Genomic DNA, 14,956 nt, shown 5'->3' with positions numbered 1-14,956 from the left:
TCATAACTGCCGGATAGGGTGCCGCGGGCGGGGCGGTCCTGACGGAACAGGGTCCGTGCGTGCCTTTCGGGGGCGGCGGGGCCGGTTCCACCCGGAACATGGTCCGAAAGGACCGGCGCCCTCCGTCGGGCGGCAAGGGGCAAGTCATGCGAGATCGCGATCCCGTCGAAATCTACAACAATTCACTTGTCCCCATGGTGGTCGAGCAGACAGCCCGTGGCGAACGCGCCTTCGACATCTATTCGCGCCTGTTGAAGGAGCGGATCATCTTTCTGACCGGGCCGGTCTACGACCAGGTGTCGGCGGTGATCTGCGCGCAGTTGCTGTTCCTGGAAAGCGAGAACCCGAACAAGGACATCGCTTTCTATATCAACAGCCCGGGCGGCGTGGTTTCGGCCGGCCTCGCGATGTATGATACCATGCAATACATTCGTGCCCCGGTCAGCACGGTCTGCCTCGGCATGGCCGCCTCCATGGGCAGCCTGCTGCTGACGGCTGGCGAGAAGGGCAAGCGATTCGCCCTGCCGAACGCCCGGATCATGGTGCACCAGCCCTCGGGCGGGGCGCAGGGCCAGGCGACCGACATCGAAATCCAGGCGCGTGAGATTCTGGACCTGCGCAAGCGGCTGAACCAGATCTACGTCAAGCACACCGGCCAGCCGCTTGAGGAAATCGAGCGCAAGCTGGAACGCGACAGCTACATGTCGGCCGAGGAGGCGCAGGCCTTCGGGCTGATCGACCAGGTGGTGGCCCAGCGGCCGCTGACCCCGTCGGAAGCCAAGGCCTGACCCGCAATGCCCCGCCAGCCTTGGCAAACAGGGCAGGCGGGGACGATCTTCCCCCCCGGTGACGGCGGGGCTACACTTTGGGGTCCAACAGGTCCCCGGGGCTTGTCCGCGCCCCACCGGGACGACCCCGGCGGCCAGGACAGCCCGCTAGGAGAGCCATGAGCAAGTCGGGCGATTCGAAAAACACCCTCTACTGCTCGTTCTGCGGCAAGTCGCAGCACGAAGTGCGGAAGCTTATCGCCGGGCCGACGGTGTTCATCTGCGACGAGTGCGTCGAACTCTGCATGGATATCATCCGTGAGGAGCATAAGACGCATCTGGTGAAGTCGCGCGATGGCGTGCCGACACCGAAGGAGATCTGCAAGGTCCTCGACGACTACGTCATTGGCCAGCAGCACGCGAAGAAGGTGCTCTCCGTCGCGGTGCACAACCATTACAAGCGGTTGGCGCATCAGGCGAAGAACGCCGATGTCGAGATCGCCAAGTCGAACATCATGCTCGTAGGGCCGACCGGTAGCGGCAAGACGCTGCTGGCGCAGACCCTGGCGCGCATCCTCGACGTGCCCTTCACCATGGCGGATGCGACCACGCTGACGGAGGCGGGCTATGTCGGTGAGGATGTGGAGAACATCATCCTCAAGCTGCTGCAGGCCGCCGACTACAACGTCGAACGGGCGCAGCGCGGCATCGTTTATATCGACGAGGTCGATAAGATCAGCCGCAAGTCCGACAACCCCTCCATCACCCGCGATGTGAGCGGTGAGGGCGTGCAGCAGGCCCTGCTGAAGATCATGGAAGGCACCGTGGCCAGCGTTCCCCCGCAAGGCGGGCGCAAGCATCCGCAGCAGGAGTTCCTGCAGGTGGATACGGCCAACATCCTGTTCATCGTCGGTGGCGCCTTCTCCGGCCTCGAACGGATCATCGGCGCACGCGGCAAGGGTTCGGGAATCGGCTTCGGCGCCGAAGTCCGCGGTCCGGATGAACGCCGCACCGGCGCCATCCTGCGTGAAGTGGAGCCCGAGGACCTTCTGAAGTTCGGGTTGATCCCGGAATTCATCGGCCGTCTGCCCGTCGTGGCGACGCTGGAGGATTTGGACGAGACCGCGCTGATCGAAATCCTGACCAAGCCGAAGAACGCCCTGGTCAAGCAGTACCAGCGCTTGTTCGAGATGGAGGGCGCCAAGCTCACCTTCACCGAGGAGGCGCTGCAGTCCGTTTCCAAGCGCGCCATCCAGCGCAAGACCGGCGCGCGCGGCCTGCGGTCGATCATGGAGGGCATCCTGCTCACCACCATGTTCGACCTGCCCGGCCTGGACGATGTCGAGGAAGTGGTGGTGAACCGCGAAGTCGCCGAAGGGCGCGCCACGCCGCTGTTCATCCACGGTCAACGCCAGGCGGAGCAGTCTTCCGCCTGAGCGTTACCCTTCCGGGACAAAGAAAGACCTTGTCCCAGCGTTCGGCCTGACCATCTTCTGGTGCAACCGTGGCGGGGAGTCGCGCGCCGATTTCCGGGCGTGGCCCCGCCGACTGTCCTCTGTGAGGTCCCCATGACGGAAACCATCCGCGGCGAGTTGCTTCCTGTCCTGCCGCTCCGCGATATCGTTGTCTTCCCGCACATGATCGTGCCGTTGTTTGTCGGACGCGAAAAGTCCGTGCGTGCCCTGGAAGCGGTGATGCGGGAGGACAAGCAGATCCTGCTTGTCGCCCAGAAGAACGCGGCCCAGGACGACCCCAGCGCCGACGATCTCTACAACGTCGGCACCGTGGCGACCGTGCTGCAATTGTTGAAACTGCCCGATGGCACCGTGAAGGTGCTGGTCGAAGGCAGCAGGCGCGCGACCATCGCCGCCTGGCACGAGACCGACACGCATTTCGAAGCCTATGCCGCGCCGATCGAGGAAGAGCCCGCCGATGGGCGTGAGCTTGAGGCGCTGTCGCGCAGCGTGGTCTCGCAGTTCGAGGCCTATATCAAGCTGAACAAGAAGATCGCGCCGGAAGTGCTGGTGTCGATCAACCAGATCGACGAACCGGCCAAGCTGGCCGACACCGTCGCCTCGCACCTGAACCTCAAGATCGCCGAAAAGCAGGAACTGCTGGAGATCGTGCCGGTGCAGTCGCGGCTTGAGCGCGTCTTCGCCCATATGGAGGGCGAGATCGGTGTGCTGCAGGTCGAAAAGCGCATCCGCAGCCGCGTGAAGCGGCAGATGGAGAAGACTCAGCGCGAGTATTATCTGAACGAGCAACTCAAGGCGATCCAGAAGGAACTCGGCGAGGGCGAGGAAGGCCGCGACGAAGCCTCCGAACTCGAAGCCCGCATCAAGGCGACCAAGCTGTCGGTCGAAGCGCGCGAAAAGGCGCTGGCGGAGCTGAAGAAGCTGCGCAGCATGAGCCCGATGAGCGCCGAGGCGACCGTCGTGCGCAACTACCTGGACTGGATCCTGTCGATCCCCTGGAAGAAGCGCAGCAAGGTCAAGAACGACGTGGTGAAGGCCGAGGCTGTCCTCGAGTCCGATCACTACGGGCTCGACAAGGTCAAGGAACGTATCCTCGAATACCTGGCGGTGCAGTCGCGCAGCCCGAAGATCAAGGGGCCGATCCTGTGCTTGGTCGGGCCGCCCGGCGTGGGCAAGACGTCGCTCGGCAAGTCGATCGCCAAGGCGACCGGCCGCACTTTTGTCCGCATGTCACTGGGTGGCGTGCGGGACGAGGCCGAGATTCGCGGCCATCGGCGGACCTACATCGGCTCGATGCCGGGCAAGGTCATCCAGGGCATGAAGAAGGCCAAGACCAGCAACCCGCTGTTCCTGTTGGACGAGATCGACAAGCTGGGCGCCGATTGGCGCGGCGACCCGTCGTCGGCCCTGCTGGAGGTCCTGGACCCCGAGCAGAACGGCACATTCGCCGACCACTACCTGGAGGTGGACTACGACCTCTCGGATGTGATGTTCGTGACGACCGCCAACAGCCTGCGCATGCCGCAGCCGCTGCTGGATCGCATGGAGATCATCCGGGTGTCTGGCTACACCGAGGATGAGAAGGTCGAAATCGCCAAGCGGCACCTGCTGCCGAAGGTGATGGAAGCCAACGGCCTCAAGCCAGGCGAGTGGACGCTGACGGATGAGGCGCTGCTCGATCTCGTGCGTTTCTACACGCGCGAGGCCGGCGTTCGGTCGCTGGAACGCGAATTGGGCGGACTGGCGCGCAAAGCGGTGCGGGAGATCGTGACCAAGAAGGCCAAGAAGGTCGCGATGAACCGCAAGAACCTCGACAAGTTCGCCGGGGTTCGCAAGCACCGCTACGGCGAGGCCGAGGCCGAGGACATGGTCGGCTGCGTCACGGGCCTGGCCTGGACCGAGGTGGGCGGCGAGATCCTGACCATCGAGTCGGTCATCGTGCCAGGCAAGGGCAAGGTGCAGACGACGGGCAAGCTGGGCGACGTGATGCAGGAAAGCGTCTCCGCGGCGCTGTCCTACGTTCGCAGCCGCAGCATCACCTTCGGCATCAAGCCCACGCTGTTCGAAAAGCGCGACATCCACGTCCACGTGCCGGAAGGGGCGACTCCGAAGGACGGTCCGTCGGCTGGCATCGCGATGGCGACGTCGATCGTGTCGATCCTGACGGGCATCCCTGTCCGCAAGGAAGTCGCGATGACCGGTGAGATCACGCTTCGTGGTCGCGTGCTGCCGATCGGTGGCCTGAAGGAGAAGCTGTTGGCGGCCCTGCGCGCGGGGATCACCACGGTCTTCATCCCCAAGGAGAACGAGAAGGACCTGGCCGAGATCCCGGACAATGTGAAGAAGGGCCTGACCATCAAGCCGGTCAGCCACGTCGATGAGGTCATCGCCGAGGCCCTGGTGCGCAAGCCAGAGCCGATCACCTGGGAGGAGCCGGCCGAACCCGTCGCCGCGGCGACGACGCCGCCTGTGGTGCCGCCCAGCCTGCCGCACTGACAGTCGTCGCCACGCATCGTGAGGGGGGCCTGGGCGGGAGCCTGGGCCCCCTTTTTCGTGTCCTGGCGGTCGCAGGCCTGGCCCGATAGCCAGAAAACGGCGGATAACCGCCACAAAGCGGGACCGCCGTCGTTGACGGATTGAAAGTCCCTTTCCTAGTCTGCGGAAGATGCGCCACGCGATTCTGCACGGCGCCGCATCCCGAGATGAAAAGGGGGGTTCACGCATGAACAAGGCGGATCTGGTGAGTGTCGTCGCCGAGGCTGGCGAGCTGTCGAAGGCCAAGGCTGGCGACGTGCTCGATGCGGTGTTTGAGGCGGTTCAGAAGGCGCTGAAGAAGAAGGAAGAAGTCCGCCTGGTCGGCTTCGGCACCTTCAGCACCTCGCGCCGCAAGGCCGGCAAGGGGCGCAACCCGCGCACCGGCGAAGAGATCAAGATCGCGGCGACGACGACTGTCCGCTTCAAGGCCGGCAAGGCCTTGAAGGACGCGGTGAACTAAGCCTTCGCATCTACGATTTTTTCCGAAAGGCCGGCCCGCGAGGGCCGGCTTTTTTCGTTTCGGGGCTTTTGGGTTTCGGCCGCGGCGCGCAGCGGCTAATCAGGGAGCGGCACGGGCGCTTAGCTCAGCGGTAGAGCGTCTCGCTTACACCGAGATGGCCGGCGGTTCGATCCCGTCAGCGCCCATGCCGTTATCTTGCCCGGGGCGGGTTGACTTGCCGAGGTCCGGCTCGTATCCCCCGCCTCCTGGATGCGGGTGTAGCTCAGTTGGTTAGAGCGCCGGCCTGTCACGCCGGAGGTCGCGGGTTCGAGCCCCGTCACTCGCGCCATCCAAATTCCGACGCCGCCGGGTTCGCCCGGCGGCGTTGTCGTTTCCGGCATTGAAATCCAAGGCCTGGGCGCCTATGGCGCAGCGACACGGGGGCGGTTATGGTCAGGTCGCGCTGCGGTGCGGCATGGCTGGCCGCGGCCGAAATTCTTGTTGGTGCCGGCTTGCGCCGGCACCGCGGGCCTAGGGATCGTTGACGCAGCATGACCCAGCCGTTCCTCGCCGATTACTTCCCGATCCTGGTCTTCCTGGGGATCGCCGCCGGCATCGCCGTCGCGATGGTGGGCGGCTCCGTGCTGGCCGCGAAGCAGAAGCCGAATCCGGAAAAGCTGTCGGCCTATGAATGCGGGTTCGAGCCGTTCGACGACACGCGGCGCAAATTCGACGTGCGATTCTACCTGGTCGCGATCCTGTTCATCATTTTCGACCTTGAGGTGGCGTTCCTGTTCCCCTGGGCTGTCAGCCTTGGGCAGATCGGCTGGTTCGGCTTCATGTCGATGATGGCGTTCCTGGGCGTGCTGACGGTCGGCTTCATCTACGAATGGCGCAAAGGCGCCCTGGATTGGGAGTGATGGCCGTGAGCGAGCCTGCAGTGGCCTGGAACAGCCAGGCCCTGGCCCCCGGGGCGGCCCAGGATGCCGTGATCCAGGGCGTGACCGACGAAATCCAGGACAAGGGCTTCGTCGTCGCCCAGATCGACAAGGTGGTGAACTGGGCGCGCACCGGCAGCCTGTGGCCGATGACCTTCGGCCTGGCCTGCTGCGCGGTGCCGATGATCCACGCCTATATGCCGCGCTACGACCTCGACCGATTCGGCATCATCCCGCGTGGGTCGCCGCGGCAGTCGGACGTGATGATCGTCGCCGGCACCCTGACCAACAAAATGGCCCCGGCGCTGCGCAAGGTCTACGACCAGATGCCGGAACCCCGCTGGGTGATCAGCATGGGCTCCTGCGCGAACGGGGGCGGCTACTACCACTACTCCTACAGCGTGGTGCGTGGCTGCGATCGCATCGTGCCGGTGGACATCTACGTGCCCGGCTGCCCGCCGACGGCCGAGGCGCTGGTCTATGGCATCCTGCAATTGCAGAAGAAGATTCGCCGGACGGGGACCATTCTGCGTGGCTGATCTTCAGGTCTTGGGCGAGGCCATCGCCACCGCGGCGCCGGCGGGCGTCATCACCCATTGGCACGTGCCGCGCGGTGCGGAGCTGTGCCTGCATGTCCGGCGCGAGGCCTTGCTGCCGATGCTGCTGATGCTGCGCGACGATCCCCGATTCGCGGCCGAGCAATGCATGGATATCTGCGGCGTCGATTATCCGGACCGCCCGGAACGATTCGAAGTCGTCTATAATTTGCTCTCGCTGACCCACAACCATCGCATCCGCGTCGTCATCGCGACCGACGCTGCGACGCCGGTCCCGTCCGTCGTCGGCCTCTGGCCCTCCGCCACCTGGTACGAGCGCGAGGCCTGGGACATGTACGGCATCGTCTTCGACGGCCAGCCGGACCTGCGCCGGATCCTGACCGACTACGGGTTCGAAGGGCATCCGCTGCGCAAGGATTTCCCGCTGACCGGCTTCGTCGAGCTGCGCTACGACCCGGAACGCGGTTCCGTCGCCTATGGCCCGGTGCAGTTGACGCAGGATTATCGCAACTTCGACTTCCTCAGCCCGTGGGAAGGCATCACGACCTTGCCGGGCGATGAGAAAATCCATCTGAACCGGATCGAGGCACCCAAGCCGTGAGCGATGCCGAAACGCCCTCTCGCGTTTTCGAGATGGACAGCCACACCATCAATTTCGGGCCGCAGCACCCGGCCGCACACGGCGTGCTGCGCCTGATCCTGGAATTGAAGGGTGAGGTCGTCGAACGCGCCGATCCGCATATCGGCCTGCTGCATCGCGGCACGGAAAAGCTGATCGAGCACAAGACCTACATCCAGGCGCTGCCGTATTTCGACCGCCTCGATTACGTCGCCCCGATGTGCCAGGAGCACGCCTTCGCCCTGGGGACGGAGCGGCTGCTCGGGATCGAGGTGCCGGAGCGCGCGCAATACATCCGCGTGCTCTTTGCCGAGATCGGCCGGGTGCTGAACCACCTGTTGAACATCACGACCTACGCACTGGACTGCGGGGCGATCACGCCGAGCCTTTGGGGCTTTGAGCAGCGCGAGATCCTGCTCGAATTCCACGAAGCCGCGTCGGGCGCGCATTACCACGCGAATTATTTCCGGCCGGGCGGCGTCGCCAAGGATCTGCCTGCCGGGCTTGAGGACAAGATCGGCGCCTGGGCGCAGAAATTCCCCAAGTTCATCGACGAGTTGGGCGGGCTGCTGACCAACAACCGCATCTTCAAGCAGCGCACCGTGGACATCGGCGTCATCGACGCCGAACAGGCGATGGCATGGGGCTTCTCGGGGCCGTGCCTGCGCGCCTCCGGCTGCGCCTGGGATCTGCGTCGCAGCCAACCCTATGACGTGTACGACCGGATGGAATTCGACATTCCGGTCGGCCGGCACGGCGACTGCTACGACCGCTACCTGGTCCGCATGCTGGAAATGCGCGAAAGCCTGAAGATCATCCGCCAGTGCCTCGACCAGATGAAGCCAGGCCCGATCAAGGTGCAGGAACACAAGATCACGCCGCCGACGCGCGGTGAGATGAAGCGCTCGATGGAAGCGCTGATCCACCACTTCAAACTCTACACCGAGGGCTACCACGTGCCCGCCGGCGAGACCTACACGGTCGTCGAAGCGCCCAAGGGCGAGTTCGGCGTCTACCTGGTCGCCGACGGCACGAACAAACCCTATCGCTGCAAGATCCGCGCGCCTGGCTACGCCCATTTGCAAGCGATCGAGTTCCTGTCGAAGGGCCACATGCTGGCCGATGCGGTCGCTGTGATCGGGTCGTTGGATATCGTGTTCGGGGAGATCGATCGGTGAGCGAACCGACCGCATTCGCATTCGCCTTCGATGCAGAGAGCGAAGAGAAGATCGCGACGATCCTGCCGCGCTATCCCGCGGGCAAGCAGGCCAGCGCCGTGATCCCGTTGCTCTACGTCGTGCAGAAGCAGATGGGCCGCGCGACCGGCAGCACCTGGGTGCCGCGCGAGGCGATGGATGTCATCGCCGCACGGCTCGATATGGCGCCTATCCGCGTCTATGAGGTCGCGACCTTCTACCTGATGTTCAACACCAAGCCGGTCGGTCGCTTCCACCTGCAGATCTGCGGCACGACGCCGTGCTGGCTGCGCGGGTCGGATGACGTGCTGCGCGCCTGCAAGGATGCCGGCGGGCTGAAGGGCTATGGCGACAGCAGCGCTGACGGCAACTTCACGCTGACCGAGGTCGAGTGCCTGGGCGCCTGCGTCAATGCGCCGATCCTGTGCGTGGATGAGGATTTCTATGAGGACCTCGACTACGACCGCACGGTGGCGTTGCTCGAATCCTTGAAGCGTGGCGAACGGCCGCCGTATGGCAGCACGATCGGCCGCAAGACCAGCGCGCCCGAGGGCGGCCCGATGGTCCTGACCGGGGCGGAGAACTGAGATGGCGCTCAGCGACAAGGACCGGATTTTTACCAACCTCTACGGGCTGGAATCCTGGACGTTGCCTGCCGCACGCGCGCGCGGCGACTGGGACGGCACGGCCGGCTTCATCCAGCAGGGCCGCGACTGGCTGGTCCAGCAGGTCAAGGATTCGGGCCTGCGCGGGCGCGGGGGCGCCGGCTTCCCGACCGGCATGAAGTGGTCCTTCATGCCCAAGGTCAGTGACGGTCGCCCGTCCTACCTCGTGGTGAACGCGGATGAATCCGAACCGGGGACCTGCAAGGACCGCGACATCATCCGCCACGATCCGCACAAGCTGATCGAAGGCTGCCTGATCGCGGGCGCCGCGATGGGCGCGGTCGCCGGCTACATCTACATCCGCGGCGAATACGCCAATGAAGCCCTGGTCTTGGAAGCGGCGGTGGCCGAGGCCTATGCCGCCGGGCTGCTGGGCAAGAACGCGGCGGGGTCGGGCTACGACTACGATCTGTATGTGCATCGCGGCGCGGGCGCCTACATCTGCGGTGAGGAAACGGCCCTGATCGAAAGCCTTGAAGGCAAGAAGGGCATGCCGCGGCTCAAGCCGCCGTTCCCGGCTGCCGTCGGGCTCTATGGCTGCCCGACCACGGTGAACAACGTCGAGACCATCGCCGTGGTGCCGACGATCCTGCGCCGAGGTGCGTCCTGGTTCGCCGGCTTCGGCCGCCCGAAGAACCAGGGCACCAAGATTTTCTGCATCAGCGGGCATGTGAACAAGCCCTGCAATGTGGAAGCCGAGATGAGCATCCCCTTGCGCGAGTTGATCGATACCTACGCCGGCGGCGTGCGCGGCGGGTGGGACAATCTGCTGGCGGTGATCCCGGGCGGGTCCTCCACCCCGATGATCCCGAAGTCGGTCTGCGACGATGTGCTGATGGATTTCGACGCGCTGCGCGACCAACGGACCGGCCTCGGCACCGCGGGCGTGATCGTGATGGACAGGTCCACCGACCTGATCAAGGCGATCGCGCGGTTGTCGCAGTTCTACAAGCATGAATCCTGCGGCCAGTGCACGCCCTGCCGCGAAGGCATGGGCTGGGTGAAGCGCGTCATGGACCGCATGGTCGAAGGCCGCGCCGAGGTCGCCGAGATCGACGTCCTGGAACAGGTCACGCGCCAGATTGAGGGGCACACCATCTGCGCGCTCGCGGATGGCGGGGTCTGGCCGGTGCAGGGGTTGATCCGGCATTTCCGGCCGATGATGGAAGAGCGGATCGCGGCCTACAAAGGCCGATCGATGCCCTTGGCGGCGGAGTGATCGGGCGATGACCAAGCTCTTCGTTGACGACATCGAAGTCGAAGTCCCCCCCGGGACCTCCGTGCTCCAGGCCTGCGAAGTCGCGGGCAAGGAAATTCCGCGCTTCTGCTACCACGAACGCCTGTCGGTCGCCGGCAATTGCCGGATGTGCCTGGTGGAAGTGGAGAAGGCCCCCAAGCCCATCGCCTCCTGCGCCTATCCGGTCGCCGAGGGCATGAAGGTCTTCACCGACACGCCGATGGTGCGCAACGCGCGGCGGGGGGTGATGGAGTTCCTCCTCATCAACCACCCGCTCGACTGCCCGATCTGCGACCAGGGCGGCGAATGCGACCTGCAGGACCAGGCCGTCGCCTATGGCAAGGACGGCAGCCGCTTCCACGAGCAGAAGCGCGCGGTGAAGGACAAGTATGTCGGCCCGTTGATCAAGACGATCATGACGCGCTGCATCCACTGCACCCGCTGCATCCGCTTCGCGACCGAGGTCGCCGGCGTGCCGGAACTGGGCGCGACCGGGCGTGGCGAGACGATGGAAGTCGGCACCTACGTCGAAAAGGCGCTGACCACGGAACTCTCCGGCAACCTGATCGACATCTGCCCCGTCGGTGCGCTGACCAGTCGGCCCTACGCCTTCGTCTCGCGACCCTGGGAACTGACCAAGACCGACAGCGTGGACGTGCTGGACGCAGTCGGCGCGGCGATCCGCATCGATACGCGCGGGCCGGAAGTCCTGCGCATCCTGCCGCGCACCAATGAGGACGTGAACGAGGAATGGCTCGGTGACCGTTCGCGCTTCGCCTTCGACGGGCTGAAGCGCAAGCGGCTGGACCGCCCCTGGATTCGTCGCGACGGCACGCTGAAGCAAGCGACCTGGGCCGAGGCGTTCGGCGCCATCGCGACCCGCCTGAAGGGCGTGTCGGGCGATGCCATCGGCGCCGTCGCCGGCGACCTGGCCGATGCCGAAAGCATCGTGGCGCTGAAGGATCTGATGGCCGGCCTCGGCAGCCAGAACCTGGACTGCCGCCAGGATGGCGCTGCGCTGGACGCGACCCGGCGCGATTTCTACGTCTTCGGCGCCGGCATTGCCGGCATCGACCACGCTGATGCGCTGGTCATCATCGGCAGCAATCCGCGGGTCGAGGCCCCGGTGCTCAACGCCCGCATCCGCAAGCGGACCCTGGCCGGCCATTTCCCGGTGGGGTTCATCGGCCCGGCCGGCACCGACCTGACCTATGCGGCGACGCACCTGGGGGAGGGGCCTTCGGCCATCGCCGCCGCTGCGTCGGTGCTTGAGGGTGCCAAGAACCCGATGGTGTTGATCGGCCGTGGCGCGCTGGCACGGCCGGATGGCGCCGCGATCGCCGCCGCCGCCTGGGCGCTGCTGCGTGGGGTGGATGGGCTGCGGCCGGATTGGAATGGTTTCTGCGTGCTGCACCAGTTCGGCGGCCAGGTGGGTGCACTCGACCTCGGCTTCGTGCCGGGGCCGCAGGGGCGCAACCTGGGCGGCATGCTCGGCGGCGGCGTGGAAGCGCTGTGGCTGCTGGGCGCTGACGGGTTCGACCCCGCGTTGATCGGGGCCGATACCTTCGTGATCTACCAGGGCCACCACGGCGACCGCGCGGCGTCGCGCGCCGATGTGATCCTGCCGGGCGCCGCCTACACGGAAAAGGACGGCACCTACGTTAATACGGAAGGCCGGGCCCAGCTCGGCCGTGCCGCGCTGGCTCCGCCGGGGGAGGCGCGGGAGGATTGGCGCATCCTACGCGCGGCTTCGGCGGCGCTCGGCGTCACCTTGCCCTACGACAGCATCGAGGCCGTGCGGGCGCGGTTGGCGGCGGTGAACCCGCTGTTCGGCGCCGATTTCGCGCCGGTGGGCTGCGACGATCCGGCGGGGCCCGCGGGCGATCCCGCGGCGATCGCGGATGCGGCCTTCGTGCTGCCCATCGCCGTCTATTGGCAGGCCGACTCGATCAGCAGGGCGAGCGACACCATGGCCGAATGTGCGCAGGTCTATGCGCCCGCGCCCGCCCTGGCGGCGGAGTAGCCGGTCATGGACGCGTTTCTCACCACCCCCATCGGCATCCTGGCGCTGACGGTCGCCCAGGCATTGGCGATCCTGGTGCCACTGCTGATCGCGGTCGCCTACCTCACCTACGCCGAGCGCAAGGTGCTGGCGGCGATGCAGATGCGCAAAGGGCCGAATGTCGTCGGACCCTTCGGCCTGCTGCAGCCCTTCGCCGATGCGCTGAAGATGCTGATGAAGGAGACGATCATCCCGTCCGGCGCGTCGCGCGCGCTCTTCATCATGGCGCCGATGATCACCTTCCTGTTGGCGATGATCGCCTGGGCGGTGATCCCGGTGAATGACGGCTGGGCCATCGCCGACATCAATGTCGGCATCCTGTATCTGTTCGCGATCTCCTCGCTGGGCGTCTACGGCGTGATCATCGCCGGTTGGGCCAGCAATTCGAAGTATGCCTTCCTGGGCGCGCTGCGGTCGGCGGCGCAGATGGTCAGCTACGAAGTCTCCATGGGCTTCGTCATTGTGACGGTGCTGTTGTGCGTCGGCTCGCTGAACCTGACCGAGATCGTGCGGGCGCAGCAGAACGTGTGGTTCGTCATCCCGCTGTTCCCGATGTTCATCATCTTCTTCATCAGCGCCCTGGCTGAAACCAACCGTGCGCCCTTCGACCTTCCCGAAGGCGAAAGCGAGTTGGTCGCCGGGTTCTTCGTCGAATACAGCAGCATGTCCTTCGGGCTCTTCTTCCTTGGCGAATACGCCAACATGATCCTGATGTCGGCGCTGACGACGATCCTCTTCCTGGGGGGCTGGTATCCGCCCTTCGCCTTCCTGGCTTTCATTCCCGGGCCGCTGTGGTTCATCGCCAAGATCTGCTTCTGCCTGTTCGTCTTCGTCTGGGTGCGGGCGACCTTTCCGCGCTACCGCTACGACCAGCTGATGCGGCTGGGTTGGAAGGTGTTCCTGCCGTTCAGCCTGCTCTGGCTGGTGCTCACCGCGGCGGTTCTCAAGTTGACCGGCTGGCTGCCGGCGTAAGGACCTGATCATGCCAACCCTCGACAGCCTGGCGCGCAGCCTGCTTCTGACGGAGCTGGTTTCCGGCATGGGGCTCACCTTGAAGCAATTCTTCAAGCGCAAGCCGACCATCAACTACCCCTTTGAAAAGGCGCCGATCTCGCCGCGCTTCAAGGGCGAACACGCGCTGCGCCGCTATCCCAATGGCGAAGAACGCTGCATCGCCTGCAAGCTGTGCGAGGCCGTGTGCCCGGCCCAGGCCATCACGATCGAAGCCGAACCGCGCGAAGACGGCAGCCGCCGCACCACGCGCTACGACATCGACATGACCAAGTGCATCTACTGCGGGCTGTGCGAGGAAGCCTGCCCGGTGGATGCCATCGTCGAAGGCCCCAACCTGGAATTCGCGACCGAGACGCGTGAGGAGCTGTTCTACGACAAGGACCGCCTGCTCGCGAACGGCGACCGGTGGGAGCCGGAGCTGGTCAAGCGCCTCGAACTGGATGCGCCCTACCGATGATTGCAGCCCTCGCATTCTACCTCTTTGCGGCGGTCCTCGTGGCCTCCGCCGTGATGGTGGTGACCAGCCGCAACCCGGTGCATTCCGTGTTGTTCCTGATCCTGTGCTTCTTCAACGCGGCGGCGCTGTTCCTGCTCGCGGGGGCGGAGTTCCTGGCGATGATCCTGCTGATCGTCTACGTCGGCGCGGTCGCGGTGCTGTTCCTCTTCGTCGTGATGATGCTGGACGTCGATTTCAGCCAGATGCGCGAAGGCTTCCAGCGCTATGCCCCGGTCGGCGCCGCGGTTGGCGGCGTCCTGTTCCTGGAACTGGTGCTGGTCCTGGGTACCTGGACCTTCGCGGATGACGCCCAGGTCCTGCGCATCAATCCGACCACCCCGGGCGGCGGTAGCAATACCGAGGCAATCGGGCGCATCCTCTATACCGACTACGTCTACCTCTTTCAGGCTTGCGGCGCGGTGCTGCTGGTCGCGATGATCGGTGCGATCGTGCTGACCCTGCGCGCCCCGCAAGGCAGCAAGCGCCAGGATATCGCGACCCAGATCGCGCGTGATCCGAAGCTCGTTGAAACGCGCAGCGTGCCGCTGGGCGCCGGCTTGTCGGAGATCGGCATCCGCCGCCCGCTGCCACCGCCGGCCCCACCACCCAAGCAGGTCGAACACCACGACGCGGGGCACCACTGATGTTGACCATCGGTCTTGCGCACTACCTGACGGTGGGTGCGATCCTGTTCGTGCTGGGCGTCTTCGGCATCTTCCTGAACCGGAAGAACGTCATCGTCATCCTGATGTCGGTCGAACTGATCCTGCTGGCGGTGAACATCAACCTGGTGGGCTTTTCCTCGGCCCTGCAGGACCTGACCGGCCAGATCTTCGCCATGCTGATCCTGACGGTCGCGGCGGCGGAAGCCGCGATCGGGCTGGCCATTGTCGTCATCTACTACCGCAATCGCGGCAGCATCGAGGTCGATGACATCTCGACCCTGAAGGGCTAGG

The 14,956-nt window shown here is 65.3% G+C and carries 15 protein-coding genes and 2 tRNA genes; all 17 read left to right on the top strand.

All coding sequences use genetic code 11. The annotated features are described in order from the left end of the window. Positions 1–146 precede the first annotated feature (146 nt). The 17 genes from clpP (at position 147) to nuoK (ending at position 14,955) form a co-directional block, all read left to right on the top strand. Positions 147–788, top strand: coding sequence for an ATP-dependent Clp endopeptidase proteolytic subunit ClpP (gene clpP / locus ACQW02_RS17725; protein WP_431281231.1), 642 nt, complete (start codon positions 147–149; stop codon positions 786–788). A 158-nt stretch (positions 789–946) separates the two neighbouring features. Next, positions 947–2,203, top strand: coding sequence for an ATP-dependent Clp protease ATP-binding subunit ClpX (clpX, locus tag ACQW02_RS17720; protein WP_431281230.1), 1,257 nt, complete (start codon positions 947–949; stop codon positions 2,201–2,203). A 132-nt stretch (positions 2,204–2,335) separates the two neighbouring features. After that, a complete protein-coding gene (gene lon, locus ACQW02_RS17715; protein WP_431281229.1) occupies positions 2,336–4,738 on the top strand; it encodes an endopeptidase La in 2,403 nt (800 codons plus the stop codon). Positions 4,739–4,964: 226 nt separating this feature from the next. Continuing rightward, entirely contained in the window at positions 4,965–5,237 is a 273-nt protein-coding gene (locus ACQW02_RS17710; RefSeq protein ID WP_431281228.1) for an HU family DNA-binding protein, read from the top strand. 113 nt (positions 5,238–5,350) lie between these two features. After that, a tRNA-Val gene (locus ACQW02_RS17705) sits at positions 5,351–5,422 on the top strand. Positions 5,423–5,488: 66 nt separating this feature from the next. Continuing rightward, positions 5,489–5,565 (top strand) — tRNA-Asp (locus ACQW02_RS17700). Between the two features lie 202 nt (positions 5,566–5,767). Then, positions 5,768–6,136 (top strand): NADH-quinone oxidoreductase subunit A, encoded by a 369-nt coding sequence (locus ACQW02_RS17695; protein ID WP_431281227.1) that lies wholly within the window; start codon positions 5,768–5,770, stop codon positions 6,134–6,136. Beyond that, positions 6,106–6,693: a NuoB/complex I 20 kDa subunit family protein gene (locus ACQW02_RS17690; RefSeq protein WP_431281226.1), complete on the top strand. Its 588-nt coding sequence runs from the start codon at positions 6,106–6,108 to the stop codon at positions 6,691–6,693. Before ACQW02_RS17695 ends, ACQW02_RS17690 begins: the two co-directional genes overlap by 31 nt. Further along, entirely contained in the window at positions 6,635–7,312 is a 678-nt protein-coding gene (locus ACQW02_RS17685) for an NADH-quinone oxidoreductase subunit C (protein ID WP_431281225.1), read from the top strand. Before ACQW02_RS17690 ends, ACQW02_RS17685 begins: the two co-directional genes overlap by 59 nt. Positions 7,313–7,344: 32 nt before the next feature. Further along, positions 7,345–8,508: an NADH-quinone oxidoreductase subunit D gene (locus ACQW02_RS17680; RefSeq protein WP_431285923.1), complete on the top strand. Its 1,164-nt coding sequence runs from the start codon at positions 7,345–7,347 to the stop codon at positions 8,506–8,508. Beyond that, the gene (locus ACQW02_RS17675; RefSeq protein WP_431281224.1) at positions 8,505–9,113 is read left to right on the top strand and encodes a complex I 24 kDa subunit family protein; all 609 of its coding nucleotides are present in this window, start codon (positions 8,505–8,507) and stop codon (positions 9,111–9,113) included. Before ACQW02_RS17680 ends, ACQW02_RS17675 begins: the two co-directional genes overlap by 4 nt. 1 nt (position 9,114) lies before the next feature. Further along, positions 9,115–10,410, top strand: a complete 1,296-nt coding sequence (gene nuoF / locus ACQW02_RS17670) for an NADH-quinone oxidoreductase subunit NuoF (protein ID WP_431281223.1) — start codon at positions 9,115–9,117, stop codon at positions 10,408–10,410. Between the two features lie 7 nt (positions 10,411–10,417). Then, positions 10,418–12,451 (top strand): NADH-quinone oxidoreductase subunit NuoG, encoded by a 2,034-nt coding sequence (nuoG, locus tag ACQW02_RS17665; protein ID WP_431281222.1) that lies wholly within the window; start codon positions 10,418–10,420, stop codon positions 12,449–12,451. Between the two features lie 6 nt (positions 12,452–12,457). Continuing rightward, positions 12,458–13,462 carry an NADH-quinone oxidoreductase subunit NuoH gene (gene nuoH, locus ACQW02_RS17660; protein WP_431281221.1) on the top strand — a complete coding sequence of 335 codons (1,005 nt, stop codon included), beginning with the start codon at positions 12,458–12,460 and terminating at the stop codon, positions 13,460–13,462. Between the two features lie 10 nt (positions 13,463–13,472). Beyond that, positions 13,473–13,961, top strand: a complete 489-nt coding sequence (gene nuoI / locus ACQW02_RS17655) for an NADH-quinone oxidoreductase subunit NuoI (protein WP_431281220.1) — start codon at positions 13,473–13,475, stop codon at positions 13,959–13,961. Then, the gene (locus tag ACQW02_RS17650; protein WP_431281219.1) at positions 13,958–14,644 is read left to right on the top strand and encodes an NADH-quinone oxidoreductase subunit J; all 687 of its coding nucleotides are present in this window, start codon (positions 13,958–13,960) and stop codon (positions 14,642–14,644) included. Before nuoI ends, ACQW02_RS17650 begins: the two co-directional genes overlap by 4 nt. Beyond that, the gene (gene nuoK / locus ACQW02_RS17645) at positions 14,644–14,955 is read left to right on the top strand and encodes an NADH-quinone oxidoreductase subunit NuoK (protein ID WP_431281218.1); all 312 of its coding nucleotides are present in this window, start codon (positions 14,644–14,646) and stop codon (positions 14,953–14,955) included. The genes ACQW02_RS17650 and nuoK overlap by 1 nt, the downstream gene beginning before the upstream one ends. Position 14,956: the final 1 nt, after the last annotated feature.

The sequence above is a fragment of the Humitalea sp. 24SJ18S-53 genome, assembly GCF_050632385.1.
GTDB lineage: Bacteria > Pseudomonadota > Alphaproteobacteria > Acetobacterales > Acetobacteraceae > Humitalea.
Note: the sequence above shows the minus strand (reverse complement) of the source record. Positions and strands in the feature narration are given on the sequence as shown.

What these genes read in the sequence shown, in the direction of transcription:
- clpP (WP_431281231.1), top strand. Translation starts at nt 147, where the DNA reads ATGCGAGATCGCGATCCCGTCGAAATCTACAACAATTCACTTGTCCCC.
- clpX (WP_431281230.1), top strand. Translation starts at nt 947, where the DNA reads ATGAGCAAGTCGGGCGATTCGAAAAACACCCTCTACTGCTCGTTCTGC.
- lon (WP_431281229.1), top strand. Translation starts at nt 2,336, where the DNA reads ATGACGGAAACCATCCGCGGCGAGTTGCTTCCTGTCCTGCCGCTCCGC.
- ACQW02_RS17710 (WP_431281228.1), top strand. Translation starts at nt 4,965, where the DNA reads ATGAACAAGGCGGATCTGGTGAGTGTCGTCGCCGAGGCTGGCGAGCTG.
- ACQW02_RS17695 (WP_431281227.1), top strand. Translation starts at nt 5,768, where the DNA reads ATGACCCAGCCGTTCCTCGCCGATTACTTCCCGATCCTGGTCTTCCTG.
- ACQW02_RS17690 (WP_431281226.1), top strand. Translation starts at nt 6,106, where the DNA reads ATGGCGCAAAGGCGCCCTGGATTGGGAGTGATGGCCGTGAGCGAGCCT.
- ACQW02_RS17685 (WP_431281225.1), top strand. Translation starts at nt 6,635, where the DNA reads ATGGCATCCTGCAATTGCAGAAGAAGATTCGCCGGACGGGGACCATTC.
- ACQW02_RS17680 (WP_431285923.1), top strand. Translation starts at nt 7,345, where the DNA reads ATGGACAGCCACACCATCAATTTCGGGCCGCAGCACCCGGCCGCACAC.
- nuoF (WP_431281223.1), top strand. Translation starts at nt 9,115, where the DNA reads ATGGCGCTCAGCGACAAGGACCGGATTTTTACCAACCTCTACGGGCTG.
- nuoG (WP_431281222.1), top strand. Translation starts at nt 10,418, where the DNA reads ATGACCAAGCTCTTCGTTGACGACATCGAAGTCGAAGTCCCCCCCGGG.
- nuoH (WP_431281221.1), top strand. Translation starts at nt 12,458, where the DNA reads ATGGACGCGTTTCTCACCACCCCCATCGGCATCCTGGCGCTGACGGTC.
- nuoI (WP_431281220.1), top strand. Translation starts at nt 13,473, where the DNA reads ATGCCAACCCTCGACAGCCTGGCGCGCAGCCTGCTTCTGACGGAGCTG.
- ACQW02_RS17650 (WP_431281219.1), top strand. Translation starts at nt 13,958, where the DNA reads ATGATTGCAGCCCTCGCATTCTACCTCTTTGCGGCGGTCCTCGTGGCC.
- nuoK (WP_431281218.1), top strand. Translation starts at nt 14,644, where the DNA reads ATGTTGACCATCGGTCTTGCGCACTACCTGACGGTGGGTGCGATCCTG.